Source organism: Pasteurella testudinis DSM 23072 (genome assembly GCF_900176075.1).
Lineage (GTDB): Bacteria > Pseudomonadota > Gammaproteobacteria > Enterobacterales > Pasteurellaceae > Chelonobacter > Chelonobacter testudinis.
The window spans coordinates 86,392-104,415 of the sequence record NZ_FWWV01000024.1 but is presented as its reverse complement, the minus strand read 5'-3'; the positions used below and the strand labels follow the sequence as shown (position 1 = coordinate 104,415).

The 18,024-nt window shown below is 42.4% G+C and carries 18 protein-coding genes and 1 pseudogene; 3 read left to right on the top strand and 16 right to left on the bottom strand.

Annotated features, from left to right (window positions below):
• Positions 1-45: 45 nt before the first annotated feature.
• From B8880_RS09295 to B8880_RS09260, 7 genes and pseudogenes are all read right to left on the bottom strand, one after another.
• A pseudogene (locus B8880_RS09295) lies at positions 46-507 on the bottom strand (ATP-binding cassette domain-containing protein); the annotation flags it as partial.
• A 154-nt stretch (positions 508-661) separates the two neighbouring features.
• Complete coding sequence (locus B8880_RS09290; protein ID WP_084257335.1) at positions 662-1,126, bottom strand: class I SAM-dependent methyltransferase; 465 nt, start codon at positions 1,124-1,126, stop codon at positions 662-664.
• A complete protein-coding gene (locus B8880_RS09285) occupies positions 1,117-2,121 on the bottom strand; it encodes a TcdA/TcdB catalytic glycosyltransferase domain-containing protein (RefSeq protein WP_084257334.1) in 1,005 nt (334 codons plus the stop codon). Before B8880_RS09285 ends, B8880_RS09290 begins: the two co-directional genes overlap by 10 nt.
• Positions 2,122-2,621: 500 nt before the next feature.
• Positions 2,622-2,723: an integrase core domain-containing protein gene (locus B8880_RS14845; RefSeq protein ID WP_084257332.1), complete on the bottom strand. Its 102-nt coding sequence runs from the start codon at positions 2,721-2,723 to the stop codon at positions 2,622-2,624.
• Between the two features lie 499 nt (positions 2,724-3,222).
• Positions 3,223-3,579 (bottom strand): hypothetical protein, encoded by a 357-nt coding sequence (locus B8880_RS09270; protein WP_084257331.1) that lies wholly within the window; start codon positions 3,577-3,579, stop codon positions 3,223-3,225.
• 104 nt (positions 3,580-3,683) lie between these two features.
• The gene (locus B8880_RS09265) at positions 3,684-4,451 is read right to left on the bottom strand and encodes an ABC transporter permease (protein ID WP_084257330.1); all 768 of its coding nucleotides are present in this window, start codon (positions 4,449-4,451) and stop codon (positions 3,684-3,686) included.
• 2 nt (positions 4,452-4,453) lie between these two features.
• Positions 4,454-5,386 (bottom strand): ABC transporter ATP-binding protein, encoded by a 933-nt coding sequence (locus tag B8880_RS09260; protein ID WP_084257329.1) that lies wholly within the window; start codon positions 5,384-5,386, stop codon positions 4,454-4,456.
• A gap of 96 nt (positions 5,387-5,482) precedes the next feature.
• On the opposite strand from B8880_RS09260, the gene can reads away from it, so the two are divergent.
• Positions 5,483-6,181 (top strand): carbonate dehydratase, encoded by a 699-nt coding sequence (gene can / locus B8880_RS09255; protein ID WP_084257328.1) that lies wholly within the window; start codon positions 5,483-5,485, stop codon positions 6,179-6,181.
• Between the two features lie 350 nt (positions 6,182-6,531).
• On the opposite strand, the gene B8880_RS09250 is transcribed toward can, so the two are convergent.
• From B8880_RS09250 to B8880_RS09220, 7 genes are all read right to left on the bottom strand, one after another.
• A complete protein-coding gene (locus B8880_RS09250) occupies positions 6,532-7,032 on the bottom strand; it encodes a C40 family peptidase (RefSeq protein WP_084257327.1) in 501 nt (166 codons plus the stop codon).
• A 69-nt stretch (positions 7,033-7,101) separates the two neighbouring features.
• Positions 7,102-7,395 carry an integration host factor subunit alpha gene (locus B8880_RS09245; RefSeq protein WP_084257326.1) on the bottom strand — a complete coding sequence of 98 codons (294 nt, stop codon included), beginning with the start codon at positions 7,393-7,395 and terminating at the stop codon, positions 7,102-7,104.
• 3 nt (positions 7,396-7,398) lie between these two features.
• Positions 7,399-9,786, bottom strand: a complete 2,388-nt coding sequence (gene pheT / locus B8880_RS09240; RefSeq protein WP_084257325.1) for a phenylalanine--tRNA ligase subunit beta — start codon at positions 9,784-9,786, stop codon at positions 7,399-7,401.
• A 16-nt stretch (positions 9,787-9,802) separates the two neighbouring features.
• Positions 9,803-10,792, bottom strand: coding sequence for a phenylalanine--tRNA ligase subunit alpha (gene pheS, locus B8880_RS09235; RefSeq protein ID WP_084257324.1), 990 nt, complete (start codon positions 10,790-10,792; stop codon positions 9,803-9,805).
• A 330-nt stretch (positions 10,793-11,122) separates the two neighbouring features.
• Positions 11,123-11,428, bottom strand: coding sequence for a hypothetical protein (locus tag B8880_RS09230; RefSeq protein ID WP_084257323.1), 306 nt, complete (start codon positions 11,426-11,428; stop codon positions 11,123-11,125).
• Positions 11,429-11,546: 118 nt separating this feature from the next.
• On the bottom strand, positions 11,547-12,074 hold the full coding sequence (gene fabA, locus B8880_RS09225) for a bifunctional 3-hydroxydecanoyl-ACP dehydratase/trans-2-decenoyl-ACP isomerase (protein ID WP_084257322.1): 528 nt from the start codon (positions 12,072-12,074) through the stop codon (positions 11,547-11,549).
• 105 nt (positions 12,075-12,179) lie between these two features.
• Positions 12,180-13,964 carry an AAA family ATPase gene (locus B8880_RS09220; protein ID WP_244165624.1) on the bottom strand — a complete coding sequence of 595 codons (1,785 nt, stop codon included), beginning with the start codon at positions 13,962-13,964 and terminating at the stop codon, positions 12,180-12,182.
• Positions 13,965-14,099: 135 nt separating this feature from the next.
• Here B8880_RS09220 and matP point away from each other — a divergent pair, with 135 nt between their 5' ends.
• Both matP and B8880_RS09210 read left to right on the top strand, forming a co-directional pair.
• Complete coding sequence (gene matP, locus B8880_RS09215) at positions 14,100-14,546, top strand: macrodomain Ter protein MatP (RefSeq protein WP_084257320.1); 447 nt, start codon at positions 14,100-14,102, stop codon at positions 14,544-14,546.
• A gap of 154 nt (positions 14,547-14,700) precedes the next feature.
• Positions 14,701-16,104, top strand: a complete 1,404-nt coding sequence (locus B8880_RS09210) for a Do family serine endopeptidase (protein ID WP_084257319.1) — start codon at positions 14,701-14,703, stop codon at positions 16,102-16,104.
• 62 nt (positions 16,105-16,166) lie between these two features.
• Here B8880_RS09210 and B8880_RS09205 read toward each other — a convergent pair whose 3' ends face one another.
• Together B8880_RS09205 and B8880_RS09200 are read right to left on the bottom strand one after the other, a co-directional pair.
• Positions 16,167-16,631, bottom strand: coding sequence for a helix-turn-helix transcriptional regulator (locus tag B8880_RS09205; RefSeq protein ID WP_115306382.1), 465 nt, complete (start codon positions 16,629-16,631; stop codon positions 16,167-16,169).
• Positions 16,628-17,971 (bottom strand): type II toxin-antitoxin system HipA family toxin, encoded by a 1,344-nt coding sequence (locus B8880_RS09200; protein WP_084257317.1) that lies wholly within the window; start codon positions 17,969-17,971, stop codon positions 16,628-16,630. Before B8880_RS09200 ends, B8880_RS09205 begins: the two co-directional genes overlap by 4 nt.
• Between the last annotated feature and the right edge of the window lie 53 nt (positions 17,972-18,024).

Here is an 18,024-nt window from a genome sequence, read left to right as displayed (position 1 = left end):
TTATTATCTACAAATAATAGATTTTAAGTGCGGTTATAATCATTTTTATTGACCATTTAAATGAGTTAGGGATATTATCCTATCCACACTGTCGAGAGTTGATTGCCTATGAGCAATAATAACTCGAGTAATCTTAAGTTTTGCAATTTCTTGATTAATTTTAGCTTCATTTTCTGAATCTAAATGGCTTGTAGCTTCATCAAGAAATAGAATTCTAGGCTTTTTGTATAGTGCCCTAGCAATAAATAATCGCTGCTTTTGACCACCGGATAAAGTAGAACCTAGTTCCCCAATAATAGTTTCATAACCCATAGGCATTGCCATAATTTCATCATGAATTTGTGCTGATTTAGCACAAGCAATAATATCATTATATTCACTAATTTTACTAAATGCTGCTATATTATCTAATATCGAACCAGAAAATAATTTATCCTCTTGCAATACACAAGCGATTTGATTGCGATAGTGCACCAATCCTATTTTATTGATATCAGCATGATTAAAAAATACTGTTCCTTATCAATTTGATCTTTAGTTAATCCACCCCAAGTTTTCCCCCCACCACTTACATATTTTAGTTCATCTTGTAATAAAACTTTTGTTTACTTACAAATGATTTTTTTCATAATAAATACCTATTATTAATTTAGCTTTTAAATTATCTTCTAGTACAATCAAATTTCGCTGTACCTGGATTTATATTATTTGAAAAAGAAAAATGTTTTTCATTTAAAGATATGATAATATATTCTACCTTTTCTGGAGTAATGAAATCCTTTGCGAACTCATTTAGATCACGATTTTTTGTTTCAGTAAACGTACTTTCTTTTATATCTAAAAACAGATTATTATTCTCTATAAAAAAACCTCCTTTTTGTAAAATGTTAATATTTGGAGCTGAATTTTTATCATATTTAATAAAGGTTAAATCGAATAAGAAAGTATAATCTTTATAAAAATTAAAATCTAAAGTGGCTTTACTTCCTCCGCTAAAACCATGCTGGTGTTTAAATATACATTCCCAGTCTCCCATTATATGAGATATATCAATAGAGGATGAGTCTTTTTCACACCCTAACAAATATAAAGGTAAAGTAATTAATATAAGTTTTTTTACATCCATGATGACCTCACGTGCCCAGGTGTATAATTTGTATGTTCAATGATTGATACTCCAGTCCCTGCCATTCTTAAAAGGCAAGATATTGCAAATGGACTTATATTATCAGGTAAATCTAATATTTTATAAGAACATCCAATTATTACCTCTAAGATTAAAATAGGACCAGAAAGAAATAACGTTACATTACTACGTTTATTAATCGTATCATATCTATAATATGCTAATCTAGCTAAATAATGATCTTTTTCAATCCTCCCAACTCCTTTATCATAATTATTTCTTATAATATAATTATATTCATCAATACTAACATAAGCTGCTAATGAAATTAAATCTCTATTTACTTTTATATTAGGGCATGGTAAACCCAGATCCTTTAAATTATAAATTTTTTTATTTGTTTTATACCAATGTTCAAAATCTATTTTTCTTAAATAATACTCAGATTGAACTATGTTTGCAATATTTGCATTAATGTGTAATGGTATATCTCCATAAATAAATTTCAATGAGGGTAATGTATCAACATCTACATACACACCTCCCATCTTATAAAGAATGCAAAGTCTTAATATATCAGATGCCGCTGCTGCATTTCTTCTCATAATTAATTCTTGATAATATGCTTTTTTAAGGTTTGATGAGTAAAATACATTATCAATGTTATTGATATCAACTAAATTATATATTTTTTTCAAAAAATTATTTTTTATTTTTATAAGACTTAACAAACCTTTTAATAACATATGTAAATCATCGGAGTAACCTTTAGATATTTTTATTAAAAATTCATCGAACGATAACGATTGTTCTTTTCTAAACAACGAGAAAATTTCATTTTGGCAACTTATTATATACTCACCATCATGCCTATCATTAATATCATATATTTTATTAAAAACCAGTTCGTAATAATTAAACAACAGGAAATTATTATCAAAAAAGATCGAAGCCTTATTATTACCAACAGTTTTACCATATATCGATATATTCAATAACCCTTTCGTTTATAGAACCTACCCATATAAAAAAATAATTTTCCAATAGTATTAAATTTTCACTATGTAGATAATTCTTTTTATTTGCAGATTCTATTAAGTCAATTATTTTAGTTGTGTTATTTACATTAGAGTATTTATTTATAGTAAATGCTAAATTCCTTAATACTATTTTTTTGTTTAATTTTTGCATAAAATTATTCTGTGTTTAGAATTTTAGTAGAAATACCACATTGGCACATTAATATCTGTGACAGAGATCGCAATTAAAAATTTTTTATTAAATAAATCAATATATTGATTTCTAACTAAAAAAATACTATTTTATGGCTTGAATTTTCAAATCGTAAGCTTACACACAGTTTATAACTAGAGACTTCTATTGTTAACTGTCGTTTAAATTCACTGGGTGTGGTAAATTCCTCCAGTGATTCATGGGGTTGTTCCTCGTTATAACTTAGCATCCAAGCCCAACTAAGCTCTCGCACCTGAGCTAACTAGGAGAACAAATGTGGGGTGAGAACTTCTGTACGATAGCGGCGATTAAGTCGCTCGATATAGGTGTTTTGGTTCGGCTTGCTAGACTCACAATATAACAAATCGTGATGTTATTCGCTTCACACCAATGAGTAAAGGTAAATGAGGTCATTTCACTGCCATTATCCACGCGAATCATTTTTGGATGTCCTTTTTCTGCTTTCAAGCTACTTCAAGGTTCTCATCACTCTGGCTGCGGGTAGCGAGGTATCAATCCTCTTCTTCAATATTGCGTAAACGTTTTAAATCAGACACTCCTAATCCGCCGTACTTACTTTTTCACACTGCTAATGCCGTGCTCCGTCTTTCGCACCTTGCTTTGCTAACTTTAAAATATCCACAATCTAAGTTTCTGTAAATTTTAATCGTTTCATGATTTCCTCCATCAAGAGGATGATGACAGAAATCTCTGGTTTTAGCTTGTGCCTTTTTAGGGTAAGCTTACGCTGTAAATGGGCTTATTGAGCTGAATTAATCCTTTCCCTCATTCGACAACCCTATTTTTATAGGGTTAATAGAGATTAAAAATGTTTTTATTTATACAATGAAATCGAATAAATATTATTTATTATATGATATTTTTATAAACCCTTTTTTATTGTTTATATTGATGATAATGTAATCATTACACTTGAGCGAAGTAAGAAAATTATCTTTTTTAATTATAAAAAAACACATTATATCGAGAAATGGTATGTTTCCTAGCGATAAAACCAACATATCATAATCATAATAAAAAGAAGAGTAATTATCAGTATATACTTTATATTTCATGTTGATCTTATTTAAAGTTGAAAAAATATTAATCTGATGTTTTCTCATATCTTTCATACTGTTTATAATAATTTCTTCTTTAGTTGCTAAGATATGTTCTAAAACATTTTTATCAAGATAAGTGTTAGAATCATATTCTTTCATAAAAAATCCTTTTTTATTTTCTTTAGTTAGCACTCGTCTTTAATGAAAACATAGCGAGTTTAAAAGTCATACTAACGTTAATACCCCTCTATAAATTGACAACGTTAATTTCTGAGCCCAATACCCTTGCTAATCAGATAATACGAAATGCCGTATAACAAGGTAATAAACAGAATCAGTACCGAAAAGGTGTAATACAACGCAATATCGCTCACCCCTAAAAAGCCGTAGCGGAAGCCGTTGATCATATACACAATCGGATTCAGTTTCGATACGCCTTGCCAAAATGCCGGCAGTAGCGAAATCGAATAGAACACGCCGCCGAGATAGGTTAACGGCGTTAACACAAAGGTCGGGATAATGCTGATGTCGTCAAACGAGCGGGCGAAAACCGCGTTGATCAGCCCGCCGAGCGAGAAGGCGGCACTGGTCATCAACAGGGTCAGGACAACAACCGTCCAAGAGTGAATCTCCAGCGGAATAAACAGTAGCGATACCACCGTGACCAAACTACCGACCAAAATGCCGCGCGTCATGCCGCCGGCGACATAGCCCCAGATAATGATATGGGTCGAGGTTGGTGAAACCAACAGTTCTTCCACGTTACGCGCAAATTTGGTGCTGTAAAACGAAGAGGCGACGTTGGCAAAAGAATTGGTGATCACCGACATCATGATCAAGCCCGGCACGATAAACTGCATATAGCTATAGCCGCCCATTTCGCCGATGCGGTTGCCGATCAGTTGTCCGAAAATCACGAAATACAAGGTCATGGTAATCACCGGCGGCACTAAGGTTTGCACCCAAATCCGCATAAAACGGTGGATCTCTTTATTTAAAATGGTTTGAAACGCAATCCAGGATAATGACATGACTACTCTCCTTGTAATTCATCGTGAGGTTTATTGAGCGCCATGCGCACAAACAACTCTTCCAGACGGTTGGTTTTATTGCGCAGGCTCAACACCTGAATACCCTGCTCGGAAAGTTGGTGGAACAGGTTGTTCAAGCCTTGTTCACGCCGCACTTCCACTTCCAGTGTATTGGTGTCAATTAACTGGCTTGCGTAATGCTCAATTTGCGGCACGGCGCTGTATTTGGCGAGATCCAATACAAAGGTTTCCGATTCCAATTTGCTTAATAAGGCTTTCATCGAGGTATCAATCACCAGTTTGCCCTGTTGGATAATGCCGATGTGACGGCACAACAGTTCCGCCTCTTCCAAATAGTGGGTGGTCAGAATAATCGTCGTGCCTTGCAGATTCAACTCTTGCAAAAACTGCCACATGGAGCGGCGCAGCTCGATATCTACGCCGGCGGTCGGTTCGTCCAAAATCAACAGGCGCGGACGGTGCATCAGTGCTCGGGCAATCATCAAACGGCGTTTCATACCGCCCGACAAGCGCATGGATTTTTGATCGCGCTTATCCCATAAATCCAATTTTTTCAGCCATTTTTCCGCACGCACCAGCGCTTCTTTGCGCGCTACGCCGTAATAACCGGCTTGGTTGACCAGAATATCCAATACTTTCTCGAACTGGTTAAAATTAAACTCCTGCGGCACAATGCCGATCTGTTTTTTCACCTCACTCAACTGGCTATCTAAATCATAACCAAACACCTTGACGTTGCCGCCGCTTTTATTAACCAGTGAGCTGACAATGCCGATGGTCGTTGATTTGCCTGCGCCGTTATGCCCGAGCAAGGCATAAAAATCGCCTTCCTGCACACTTAAATCAATCCCGTGCAAAGCTTTAAAACCATTGGGATATGACTTGGTCAAGCCCTTTATTTCAAGTGCATACATATGATAACCACTCTTTCTTTCCAAAAAATAAATAATAAAAAAATGAAATTTAACGTATTATAGCAGAGCAAAAGAAAACCGATACAAGGATATAACATGAAAAAAATAGAGCAACTGATCGCCAACAATCATAGTTGGGCGGTTCGTATGCAAGAAGAAAACTCAAATTATTTTAAAGAACTGGCAGAACATCAGAAACCGGGCTATTTATGGATCGGTTGCTCGGACAGTCGGGTTCCGGCAGAAAAACTGACCAATTTAGGACCCGGTGAGCTTTTTGTGCACCGCAACGTTGCCAACCAAGTGATTCATACCGACTTAAACTGCCTGTCGGTGGTGCAATATGCGATTGACGCGCTCGATATTGAACATATTATCATCTGCGGCCACACTAATTGTGGCGGGATTAAGGCGGCAATGGAGAACAAATCTCTAGGATTGATTGATAACTGGTTGCTGCATATCCGTGATATTTGGTTAAAACACAGCAATTTATTCGGCACTTTGCCGAATGAAAAGCGTGCCGATATGCTGACAAAAATCAATGTGGTCGAACAGGTTTATAACTTGGGCTCCTCATCTATTGTCAGGGCAGCTTGGGAACGTGGTAAAAAATTATCTATCCATGGCTGGGTATATGATGTCAATGACGGCTTTCTGAATGATCTGGGTGTGGTCGCAACCAGCCGAGAAACCTTGGAAATCACCTATCTGAATGCCATTGCGCGCTTGGTGTCACATGACGACTGCCGTTTTATCGAAACAGAAAAACCGATTGATTTAAGAACGAAATAACGCAAGCGGTAAAATTAAGATACGGAAATGCCTTGTTTTATAAAGAAAAACAAGGCATTTTGTTATGTTATACTTTCCCTCAAAGATAAACGCTCTTTGTCAAGTTCATCTGCTGTACTCTTGGTACTCTCTGCCTTCGCTTTCCTCGAGATTTTAATTTTTGAGTTTGGTATTAGACACGCAATTGTTAAAAAATTAGTGTCGCTAAAAAAACGATCATTGCCAACGAAAACACCACTGTCAACATTGCATAACTAAAATCACTCATTTTCAACCTCCAAGTTGTTCGGTTTAATTAAAAAATTTACGCTATTCATACACCGGCATGCCGTGCTAGGTTTCAATCCGGTTTAAACACGTCTGGCTTGCCAATAGGCTTTTTTCCAATACGCCGCATTGAGCGAAGAATAAATCACTCCGCCTTTGGTGGAAGCGTGTAAAAACAGATCATCCTTGACATAAATGCCGACATGATAGCCGTTTGGTCCACGCCCTGTTTTAAAAAATACCAAATCACCGGTCTGCAATTCGCTGCGTTTAATCTGCACCCCCTGCTTGGCTTGCGCCGCTGTTGTTCTCGGTAAACGAATATCAAACCGATCAGCAAACGTGCGCATGACGAAGCCGGAACAATCCACACCGCGACGACTGTTTCCGCCCAAAACATAAGGCGTACCGTCCCACTGATATTGTTGCTCGCTCAGTTGAGCCATCGTATAGATAGGATCGGGCAAACGTCCGCGATAACCGGAAGATGAAGATGATGAAGAACAACCTGACAACACAAATGCAGCCAAGCAAATAAGCAAGCCTGTTATCGGCTTAAAACCGAATGGATTGTTTTTCCGCATAATCAAAACCAGTCATCAACCTTTCTGTTATTTCCTTCCTTTATACCAAATCAGTATAGAAGTATTACCTTATTTTTTAACATTTTGCCCGACGCGTACACGCAATTTTTGCCCCGGTTTAAAAACCACCACTCGACGCGCAGACACTGCGACGCTTTCGCCGGTTTTAGGATTACGGCCGGGGCGGGATTTTTTATCACGCAGTTGGAAATTGCCGAAACCGGATAGTTTAACGTCTTCGCCACTTTCTAAAGCAACTCGAATTTCTTCAAAAAAACTCTCTACTAAATCTTTTGCTTCACGCTTAGTCAGATCGAACTTCTGAATGAGACTGTCTGCAATTTCTACTTTCGTTAATGTCATATTCTAATCTCTCAAGTAAGCATTGAAACTCCGCTTTAATTCAGATACAACATTTGATATCACATTGGTGATATCTTCCTCTTCAAGCGTTCTTTGATTGTCCTGAAGTGTTAAACTGATTGCCAGACTTTTACAGCCGTCTGCGACTCCGTTGCCTTGATATACGTCGAACAAGTTTACTTGAGTCAATGTTTCTCCTGCAACCTCACGACAGGTCCTGATTACATCCGCAGCGGCGACCTCGTTCTTAACGACAACAGCAATATCACGACGATTTGCCGGAAAACGGGAAATCGGTTTGGCTTGAACCGCGGAACGTGTTGCAATCGCATCCCAAAGTATTTCAAACACAATCGTTTTTCCGTTTAATCCCAATTTTTGCGCAATTTGCGGGTGAACCGTGCCGATAAAGCCAACCTCTTGATCATCCACCATAATTGCCGCAGATTGTCCCGGATGTAATGCTACATATGATTTTGCTACAAAATTCACTTTATTGCCAGCACTTGTTAACCCTAAAATGCCTTCCAGATCACCTTTTAGATCAAAAAAGTCAACAACTTCCGTTTTTTCTGCCCAAGTTTCGCTTTTTCGGCTGCCATTGATGACCGCACTTAGTACAAATTGCTGTTTAACTCCGGCCTCTGAAGCACTGTCCGGCACAAAACGCAAACCGGTTTCAAACAGACGGATTCGGTTTTGTTGACGATTTTGGTTATAAATCAACGCCCCCAGTAATCCTGGAATCAACGACAAGCGCATCGCCGACATTTCAACCGAAATCGGATTAGGCAAAATCAACGCCTCTTGCTGTGGGTGCAGCAGCGACTGTACTTTTGGATCAACAAAGCTGTAGGTAATTGCTTCTTGATAGTCGCGATCAACCAATGCGGTTTTGATGCGTGCCAACTCCACGTCAACTTCTTTATGTTGGCGCATGGTCAAATGCGCCAGCGGTGCGTTATTCGGAATGCTGTTGTAGCCGTAAATACGCGCCACTTCCTCGATTAAATCCTCTTCAATCTCAATGTCAAAGCGCCAACTGGTCGGCGTGACTGTCCACACATCATCGGCAAAGCTGACGGTAAAGCCCAAGCGTTGTAAAATATCGCTGACCGTCTCATCGGCAATATGGTGTCCGAGTAAGCCGTCCAGCTTACTGCGGCGCAAAGTAACGGTTTTGATTTGCGGTAAATGCGTTTCGCTCGCCACTTCACAGATTTCGCCGGCTTGGCCGCCGCAAATTTCGATTAAAAGTGCGGTCGCCCGTTCCATTGCGTGACGTTGTAACTCAAAATCGACACCGCGTTCAAAGCGGTGTGACGCATCGGTATGCAACCCGTACTGGCGTGCCCGTCCGGCGATTGCCAACGGCGCAAAAAATGCCGCTTCCAAAATCACATCTTTAGTTTGTGCATTGACACCGCTCTTTTCACCGCCGAAAATCCCTGCCATTGCCAACGGTCCGTTTTGATCGGCAATCAATAACGTATTATCTTTCAGTTTGGCGGTTGTGCCGTCTAACAGCAACAACTCTTCGCCGTTTTTCGCCATGCGCACGTCAACCGGTTGCGCCACTTTTGCATAATCGAAAGCGTGCATTGGCTGTCCCAGTTCCAACAAAATATAGTTGGTGATATCGACAATCGGGTCGATCGAGCGGATACCGCAGCGGCGCAGTTTTTCTTGCAACCATAACGGCGAAACCGCCTGTACGTTCACATTTTTAACCACACGCAATAAATAACGCGGACAAGCTTCGCCGGCCGATAAATTAATCGCCACTTTGTCGTCAATACTGACCGGAACCGGAGCAATGTGCGGTTCAACCACATCGGCTTGGTTAATCACCCCCACTTCACGCGCTACGCCGCGGATACTCAAGCAATCGGCGCGGTTCGGGGTCAAACTGATTTCAATCACCTTATCATTCAATTTCAGATACTCACGGATATCGGTGCCGATCGGCGCATCGGCAGGTAATTCGATAATGCCGTCCGCATCGACCGCAATCCCCAATTCGCTGAACGAACACAGCATGCCTTCCGACGGTTCGCCGCGCAATTTGGCTTTTTTGATTTTAAAATCGCCCGGCAAGGTTGCGCCGACGGTGGCACACGCCACTTTTAAGCCCTGACGGCAATTCGGTGCGCCGCACACAATATCCAAAAGTTGATCGCCGCCGACATTGACTTTCGTCACACGCAATTTATCGGCATTCGGGTGTTGGGCGCACTCAACCACTTCGCCGACCACAACACCGTCAAATTTTCCTGCAACATCTTCGATCCCGTCGACTTCCAAGCCCAGCATGGTAATTTGATCAGCCAGTTGTTCGGTGGTGATTGCCGGATTGACCCATTCCCGTAGCCATGATTCATTAAATTTCATTGTTATCACTCCACCCTTATAATGTTTTAAATTGTTTCAAAAAGCGCAAATCATTCTCAAAGAACGACCGCAAATCCGTGACGTTGTAACGCAACATGGTCAGGCGCTCAACCCCCATACCGACCGCAAAACCGGAATATTCGTTCGGATCAATGCCGACATTGCGTAGTACGTTCGGGTGAACCATGCCGCAGCCCAACACTTCCAACCATTTGCCGTTTTTGCCCATAACGTCCACTTCCGCAGACGGTTCGGTGAACGGGAAATAGGACGGACGAAACCGCACTTGCAGATCTTCTTCAAAGAAGTTACGCAAGAAGTCGTGCAACAACCCTTTCAGCTCGGTGAAATTGGCTTTTTTATCGACGAATAGCAGTTCGATTTGGTGGAACATCGGGGTGTGGGTTTGATCGTAATCGTTACGATACACTCTGCCCGGCGCCATAATACGAATCGGTGGCTGTTGTTTTTCCATGGTGCGGATTTGCACGCCGGAGGTTTGAGTGCGCAACAAGCGGTTGACATCAAACCAAAACGTGTCGTGATCGGCTCTTGCCGGATGGTGCGCCGGAATATTCAAGGCATCGAAATTGTAATAATCGGTTTCGATTTCCGGGCCGGTTTCCACGCTGAAGCCCAATTCGGAGAAGAATTTGGTTACACGGTTAATGGTAATCGTCACCGGATGCAATCCGCCGTTTTCCACTTTGCGCCCCGGCAAACTGACATCAATTTTTTCTTTTGCCAACTGCTCGTTTAATTTGGCGCTTTCCAGTTCGGTTTTTTTGGCATTAAGTGCGGTTTGCGCCTGTTGTTTGGCATCGTTGATCAATTGCCCGACTGCCGGACGCTCTTCCGGCGGCACATCACGCAAGCCTTGCATTAATCCGGTAAAATGGCCTTTTTTACCAAAATATTCCACCCGCACGGTTTCCAGTGTCGCAATATCATTCGCTTGCTCAACGGCTTGCAATGCCTGCGCGGTAATGTTTTGTAGCTGTTGCATTTTTATCTCCAATTGGGATTTATGATATTTATCACCAAATAATCTTTTATATCATATGGTTGTGCACACCCTGCTTAATATAAAATTTTATCCGGCGCTATTTGTCATTCAAAAATAGCGGTTATACAAAAAAACCTCCGAACGGGAGGCTTCTTGGGTTTAATGCTGATTTTTTAGCAAACTCAAAAGCCCGCCCGACTTATCGGCGGTCAAGTTCAAACTAAAAAATCGGTCAAAAAACAGTTGTATTTGCATATAGATAACGGTTATTCAAAAACGGACTAATGATAATACATCAGCCCGTAAAAAGCACCTGCTTATTGCGGTTTATCACCAATAGTACGGATAAAATCCGGCACCGACATGGTGGTGACGGTGTGAATTCCACCCGCGATGATACCCATAGCCGACAGAAACCGCCGGACGGACGTAAATCGTCTGCCGGTTATAATCGGCTTTTTGCCGTTGATCGCTGGCATTGCGGACATCTTGCTCCGGTGGTGATGGTATCGGTTTGGTCGGTGGCGTCAGATGCGGATTCGGATAAATCGAACCCGTTTGCATTGGCGCTTTACTGCTGCAAGCACTCAGCCCCGCTACCGCCCCGATCAGGAGTAAGGTTGTTATTTTTAACATAAATAAGCCCTCTTGTGGCAACTACGATAAACAAATTATAAGAATAACTGCCGCATAAAGAAAGCAAAACCGCACTTGCGCAAGTGCGGTCAGAGTATCAGCCAAGAAAGGCGAAACGTTAAAATGCGGCAGTATCTTGGAATAAACCGACTTTCAGATCGGTAGCGGTATAAATTACACGGCCGTCCACTTCCACTTCGCCATCGGCAACGCCCATCACTAATTTGCGGTTAATCACCCGTTTCATGTGCAAACGGTAAGTCACTTTTTTCGCGGTCGGCAGGATTTGTCCGGTAAATTTCACTTCGCCTACGCCTAACGCACGTCCTTTGCCCTCGCCGCCGATCCAACCGAGAAAGAAACCGACCAGTTGCCACATGGCGTCCAGCCCTAAACAGCCCGGCATCACCGGATCGCCGATAAAATGGCAGCCGAAAAACGGCAAATCAGGGTGAATATCCAATTCCGCTTCAATATAACCTTTGCCGAAATGACCACCGTCTTCGGTCATCAGGTTCACTCGGTCCATCATCAGCATGGTCGGTGCAGGCAGTTGCGGACCTGTCGGGCCAAACAATTCCCCACGACCGGAAGCCAACAAATCTTCATAACTATAAGATGATTTTTTATTCGGAACAGTACTCATTTATTTATCTCCATTTGCTTATTTGCATAAGTCGCTCAAAAAAAGTCAAAGGATTCTAGCAAAGTTAATAACAGAATAAAATAGCTAACAACTGTAAGCTGGAATTTATTTGCCGTTTTTTACCGACTTTATCCAGGCTAAAAACTTGCTAAACGGGTGGGAAACCAATGTTTCAATCTTGTTTTCAATCCGTCGGGAAATCATTTCTGCCAGGCTGTTTTCCTCCTCATCAGATTCTTTTTCAGATAACAATTGTTTGCCGGTTAACAGATAAACCGCTTGTTGCACATCTTCGACCGCCCAAACATGGAACTGACCGCACTTGACTGCATTCACGACGTCAGGCCGCAAACTTAAATTTTCGACCGCACTTGCCGGAATAATCACGCCCTGCTTGCCGTTTAAACCGCGTGCCTGACAAATCGCGTAAAAGCCTTCGATTTTCAAGTTGATCCCGCCGACCGTATGTACCAAACCGCCTTGATCGATCGCACCGGTGACGGCAATTCCCTGCTCGATAGCCACATTGGCCAACGCACTGACCAACACACAAAATTGTGCCAGCGACGCACTGTCGCCGTCAATATCGGCATAAGACTGCTCAAAGGCAATAGAAGCGGCAAACGGCAATTGTGCCGGTAAATCCAACAAATTACTCAAACAGTATTGCGCCAACATGGTGCCTTTGCCGTGAATATTGCCCGCCAATTCGTTTTTGCGTTCGACATCGGTGATTTCGCCGTCGCCGAATTGTACGGTGCAGGTGATACGGCTCGGTTCGCCGTACACAATCGGCGTGCCGGCATATTCGATCACCGACAAGCCGTTAATTTCGCCGATCGCCTGCCCTTCGGTGCAAATATAAATTTGTTCGCGCAAAATATCTTGATAGCTGTATTCTTGCAAACTGGCACGCTGATATTGCAAACGGTCAAAATAGTGTTGCACATCTTCCGCTTCCAGCTGTGAATGCGCCGCTTGGCGACTGATTTGAGCAATGCCGTTCAACCATGTGCTCAACTGCAACGGATTAATCGTTTGCCGTAAAGCGTCCTCACTTTCACGCACCGCATGCTGGAAAAGTGCGGTCGTTGCGGCTTGGCTGAGCGGCGGCAAATTCAATTGTTGCGACTGATAATGCAGATAATTGATCCATAATTGCTGCGCTGCGGCGCTATCGGTCAAAAAGTAGTTCTCGATTTCGGCATATTGCGCAAAATCATATAAATTGGGTTCGAGCAACGAAAAATCAGCCAGCGTTTCACGATCACCAAGCAAAATGACTTTCAACGGCAACTCATACCCCGGAATCTGATAATTCATCGGTTTCAGCGGATCGGGCGCCTGCCATTCAAAGCGGCCGCTCAATAAAATGCTTTTTAGCCGCTGCCAAAGCGTCGGATTACGCAAAAACGGACTGACCGCCAAAATCAACACGCCGTTGCAAACTTGATGTACCAAGCCGGCCTGCAATTGCAAATCGTGGGAGCTTGGGTGCTGCAACACATTACCGAATAAGCGCACTGAATCAAAATACAGTGCCGCTTTCACCGCACTTTTTGCGGCAAAATTATCCTCAGGCGAGGTTGCAGGCAACGCCTCTATGCAAGGAAAAGAAAACGAATCCGCTTGCCCGATCACATAATTCACGCCGCCAGGCTGCGGCATTTGCGGGGAATGTTGCTGAATATAGGCTTGCAGCATATCGGCGTAAGCCTGCTGTTCGTCGGCTTTTAATACCAAAACCGAACCGCTCTGCGCCGCCAATAACATATCGACCGCACTACGGGTTTTTTGTTGCAAATCAATCGGGGTTACGTTTTCTTGACGGAATCCGTCAAAATCCAACACCGGCACCAACTGCTGCCAGTTTAAACTGTCTAACTTCACGTTATTCTCTCTTCTTATTCGGTTTGAATTGCATTATACCCTGATTTCAACAAGTTGTTCACATCAGCGGAAAAAAAGAGTACACTGCAAACGTGACAATGTAACATTGAATCGGTTATCCGGGGTGAGGAAAGCATGAAATATCAAAAATTAGAGAATCAGGAAGCCCATTGGAAATGGCTCTATTTGGCTAAAAAAATCCGTAACGGCGAAACCATTACCCGCTACCAAGAAAAGAGCCTGGAGGACGAAAAAGCCAGTGAGCTGCTGCAGTTACAAAACTATCCGCTGTTAATTGAAGACTGGATCAAACAGCATTTATCCAATCAATTGGTGGTCAAGCTCGACCAAGCCATTCGCGCCCGACGCAAACGCTTTTTCAACGCTGAAAAACGTTCCACTAAAAAGAAATCGATTGATTTGGAATATGCCGTTTGGTCACGCCTGTCCAAGCATTCGCGCAAAATGCGCATGACGCTTTCCGAAACCATTATGTATATGATTGACGAAGCCGAAAACAAAGATCTCTATGCCAGTCAGGTCGATTTAATGAAAAAAAATTTGCAGGAACTGCTTGAATAATATTTGAACAGCACAATCTATTTGCTACAGATTACGGAACATTTACGCAAAATATCTGTCTTACTGTAAACGTTAAGCTTAACTTTATCAGGATATTGGTTTTCGCCAATGTCCTTGGGTCAACAAGAGAAATTCTTTAAGAGATTTTATCAACATGAAAAAAAGCAAATTTATTTTATCGGCTGTCGTTCTTGGTTTGAGCCTATTTAATTTGCCGACAATGGCACAAACGGAAAGCACCTCGACCTCAAACTTGGCTGAAACTTTATTACAAGCGCCTTCTTATGTTAATCAACAAATTCCAAGTCTTGCGCCAATGCTGGAAAAAGTGTTACCCAGCGTGGTCACGGTTAATGTTTCCGGCACACAGCAACAGCAAAACTCGATGATTCCGGAGGAATTCAAATTCTTTTTCGGGCGCGATATGTTTGGTGACAGCGCGCCGCGCGAATTCAAAGGTTTGGGTTCCGGCGTGATTATCGATGCCGAAAAAGGTTATGTATTAACCAACAACCACGTTATCGACAACGCCGATAAAATAACCTTGTCCCTGCAAGACGGCCGTGAGCTGAAAGCCAAATTACTCGGTGCCGACGGCCAATCCGATGTCGCCCTGCTGCAAATTGAAGAACCGAAAAACCTGACGGCAATCAAAGTTGCTGATTCGGATAAAATTCGCGTCGGCGACTACACGGTCGCTATCGGCAATCCGTTCGGTTTAGGACAAACCGTCACTTCCGGTATCGTTTCCGCCTTAGGGCGTTCGACCGGCATGGACGGCGGTAGCTATGAAAACTATATTCAAACCGATGCGGCGGTCAATCGCGGCAATTCCGGCGGCGCATTGGTCAACCTGCGTGGTGAATTGATCGGTATTAATACCGCTATTATCGCCCCAAGCGGCGGCAACGTCGGCATCGCGTTCGCCATTCCAAGTAATATGGCAAGCAGTTTAGTCCACCAAATCGTTGAGTTCGGCGAAGTCCGTCGCGGTATTCTCGGTATTAAAGGCGGCGAATTAAGTGCGGATTTGGCAAAAGCGTTCGGTATCGATTCGCAGAAAGGCGCGTTTATCAGTGAAGTGTTGCCTAACTCTGCGGCAGCGAAAGCCGGTTTGAAAGCCGGCGATGTCATCACCGAAATTAACGGACAAAAAATTAACAGTTTTGCCGAGCTGAGAGCCAAAATTGCGACCACCGGCGCCGGCAAAAGCGTGAATTTAACCTATCTGCGCGAAGGCAAACCGGCTAATGCCGATGTGGTTTTACAATCCGACGATCAGGCACAAACCAACGCCAACAGTTTAATTCCTAGCCTGAACGGCGCCGATTTAGGCAACTACGACAAAGACGGACGCAAAGGCGTTGAGATCTTAAAAGTCGAAGCCAAATCTTCCGCCGAACAACTCGGCTTGCAAAGCGGCGACATTATTGTCGGTGTCAACCGTCAGCCGGTGAGCAATATCGGCGAATTGCGCAAAATTTTGGATAACAAACCGTCCGCCGTCGCACTGAATATCACGCGCGGCAACAATAATTTCTATCTATTAATTCCTTAAGCGCTAAGTTGATGTAAAAAATCCCGAAGTAAAATTCGGGATTTTTTTATAGTTGGTATTTATCAATGTGAATAATCTGCGGAAATAATCTCTTGCAGCACCTGTGCGGAAATGGGTACTAAAGCAAGTTGCAAACCAAACGGACGAAATATTTTATTGATAACCTCCACCGAATAATTACCTTTATTATTTTCAATATCCGAAATGGTTTTGCGCGATACATTCACCAGTTTGGCATAAGCGTCTTGTTTCAAACCCAAGCCTTTTAAACGCAGTTCTTTTAACGCAGTGCCTTGTGAAATGTCTTGTTTCAGCAACATCATGCCGATTTGTTTAATTAATTCTAACCGTTGGGTGCTTTCAACCGGTTTTTTATGTTTTGAGGCACGGCTCTTTGAAGCATCATCAATCACAAGTGTTGCGTTAGTCCGTGCAGTGTTTGTCACGTTTGTCTGTGACTTTAAGCTATGCTCATATTTAGCTTGTAATTCCGCCGCTTCAAGGCGAATATCTTCAACTGATTTCATAACAATTTCCATTCGGTTAAACGTTGTTCCAGATACGAAAATCCCATTGTCGGCATTTCAATAATCGACCGTGGCACTCCACGCTGAATTAACCGCACTTTGAGATTGCACAGTTGAAGTGCGGTTTGGCGTAATTGTTGCAACAATCGTTCAGGCTCAATTAAATCGGCCAAACATTGGCTTAATGCGACAAAATCATATTTTCCGCCCAGTTCAATCGTTTTATCCCAACGCATGGTGCGAATAATCCCCTCGGGATCAGCTTTCATAGGTGCAAAATCATAAATTGGCGCAAGCCGAATCTGATCGCCGTAACGTAAAAGTGCGGTATTGCGCCCGTGATTATCGCTATTGCCAAACGCAATATTTAACAAATCCCGTCTGACCCATTCGATAATAAAATCGGCAGTTGAAAAATCACCGTCTTGCTGAATTGTCTGGCTGTGGGTGATTTTCGCCAATAATTCCCGAATCGTTGTTTCCTGATCTAAAAACGCCCCGGGTTCTTTTTGCAATACGGAATACACCGATTCAAGCGCACAACGGATTTTTTCGCCGTTCGGCAAGGTTTGGATATCAAAGCGCGGCAGCCACAATGACGGGTAGCGGCTTCCCTCCTCCAACCGCATAAATCGGGTATCAATGGTGTTAAATCCCATTGCGCTCAATTCGTGATAATAATGATATTCCGTGCGCAGAATATCAGAATCAATCGCTGTGCGTTGTCCGCGTGGAAACTTGACCAAATAATAGTGATCGGGGTTATTTAAGGTATCTTGGTAAGTATCAATCCAAACTTGGTTGTTTGAATTACAACGTAACAATAACTTCGGTGCTTCGCCACCCGCGCCTGTCGCCCCTCCAGCCGCCGCACCGTTTTGCTGTGCATATTCTAAAAAATCCACATTACGTTCAATCACATCCGCCATTGCAAAATAGCGAATGGCAACGGCGGATTTCTCTGCTAGAGATTGTTTAATTCGCAAATTGCCGATCGGAGCAATTGTGCCATATTTCAATAAGATATAGTGTTGTAATTGACTGTTTAATTCGCTGATAGACAAAAATTTCAACCAATAACGACGGCTTGCACCGGACGGAATAATATCGTCTAAAAAGCGTAGCCACCCTTTCGGCTGTTCGCTTGAATAAGCTAACTCCACGGGATAATTCAGTGAAACGGCAAATTGATTGTCTTTCTGTAGATGCTCAATCGCATATTCGGTGTTGTACATCAACTCAACATTGGGGTAAATACCGTTCGCATTCAAGCTGAACTTCAGGATAGCAATATCTTGCCAACTGTTACCGGTAAAGGCTTGCAGCGTTAGCTCATCCATACACTTCCCTCCGTCAAATATTCATTTTGAGTAATATAGATTACTTTAATGCG

Coding starts and splice junctions, on each gene's coding strand:
- B8880_RS09290 (WP_084257335.1), bottom strand. CDS start 1,126: ATGGATGTAAAAAAACTTATATTAATTACTTTACCTTTATATTTGTTA.
- B8880_RS09270 (WP_084257331.1), bottom strand. CDS start 3,579: ATGAAAGAATATGATTCTAACACTTATCTTGATAAAAATGTTTTAGAA.
- B8880_RS09265 (WP_084257330.1), bottom strand. CDS start 4,451: ATGTCATTATCCTGGATTGCGTTTCAAACCATTTTAAATAAAGAGATC.
- B8880_RS09260 (WP_084257329.1), bottom strand. CDS start 5,386: ATGTATGCACTTGAAATAAAGGGCTTGACCAAGTCATATCCCAATGGT.
- can (WP_084257328.1), top strand. CDS start 5,483: ATGAAAAAAATAGAGCAACTGATCGCCAACAATCATAGTTGGGCGGTT.
- B8880_RS09250 (WP_084257327.1), bottom strand. CDS start 7,032: ATGCGGAAAAACAATCCATTCGGTTTTAAGCCGATAACAGGCTTGCTT.
- B8880_RS09245 (WP_084257326.1), bottom strand. CDS start 7,395: ATGACATTAACGAAAGTAGAAATTGCAGACAGTCTCATTCAGAAGTTC.
- pheT (WP_084257325.1), bottom strand. CDS start 9,786: ATGAAATTTAATGAATCATGGCTACGGGAATGGGTCAATCCGGCAATC.
- pheS (WP_084257324.1), bottom strand. CDS start 10,792: ATGCAACAGCTACAAAACATTACCGCGCAGGCATTGCAAGCCGTTGAG.
- B8880_RS09230 (WP_084257323.1), bottom strand. CDS start 11,428: ATGTTAAAAATAACAACCTTACTCCTGATCGGGGCGGTAGCGGGGCTG.
- fabA (WP_084257322.1), bottom strand. CDS start 12,074: ATGAGTACTGTTCCGAATAAAAAATCATCTTATAGTTATGAAGATTTG.
- matP (WP_084257320.1), top strand. CDS start 14,100: ATGAAATATCAAAAATTAGAGAATCAGGAAGCCCATTGGAAATGGCTC.
- B8880_RS09210 (WP_084257319.1), top strand. CDS start 14,701: ATGAAAAAAAGCAAATTTATTTTATCGGCTGTCGTTCTTGGTTTGAGC.
- B8880_RS09205 (WP_115306382.1), bottom strand. CDS start 16,631: ATGAAATCAGTTGAAGATATTCGCCTTGAAGCGGCGGAATTACAAGCT.
- B8880_RS09200 (WP_084257317.1), bottom strand. CDS start 17,971: ATGGATGAGCTAACGCTGCAAGCCTTTACCGGTAACAGTTGGCAAGAT.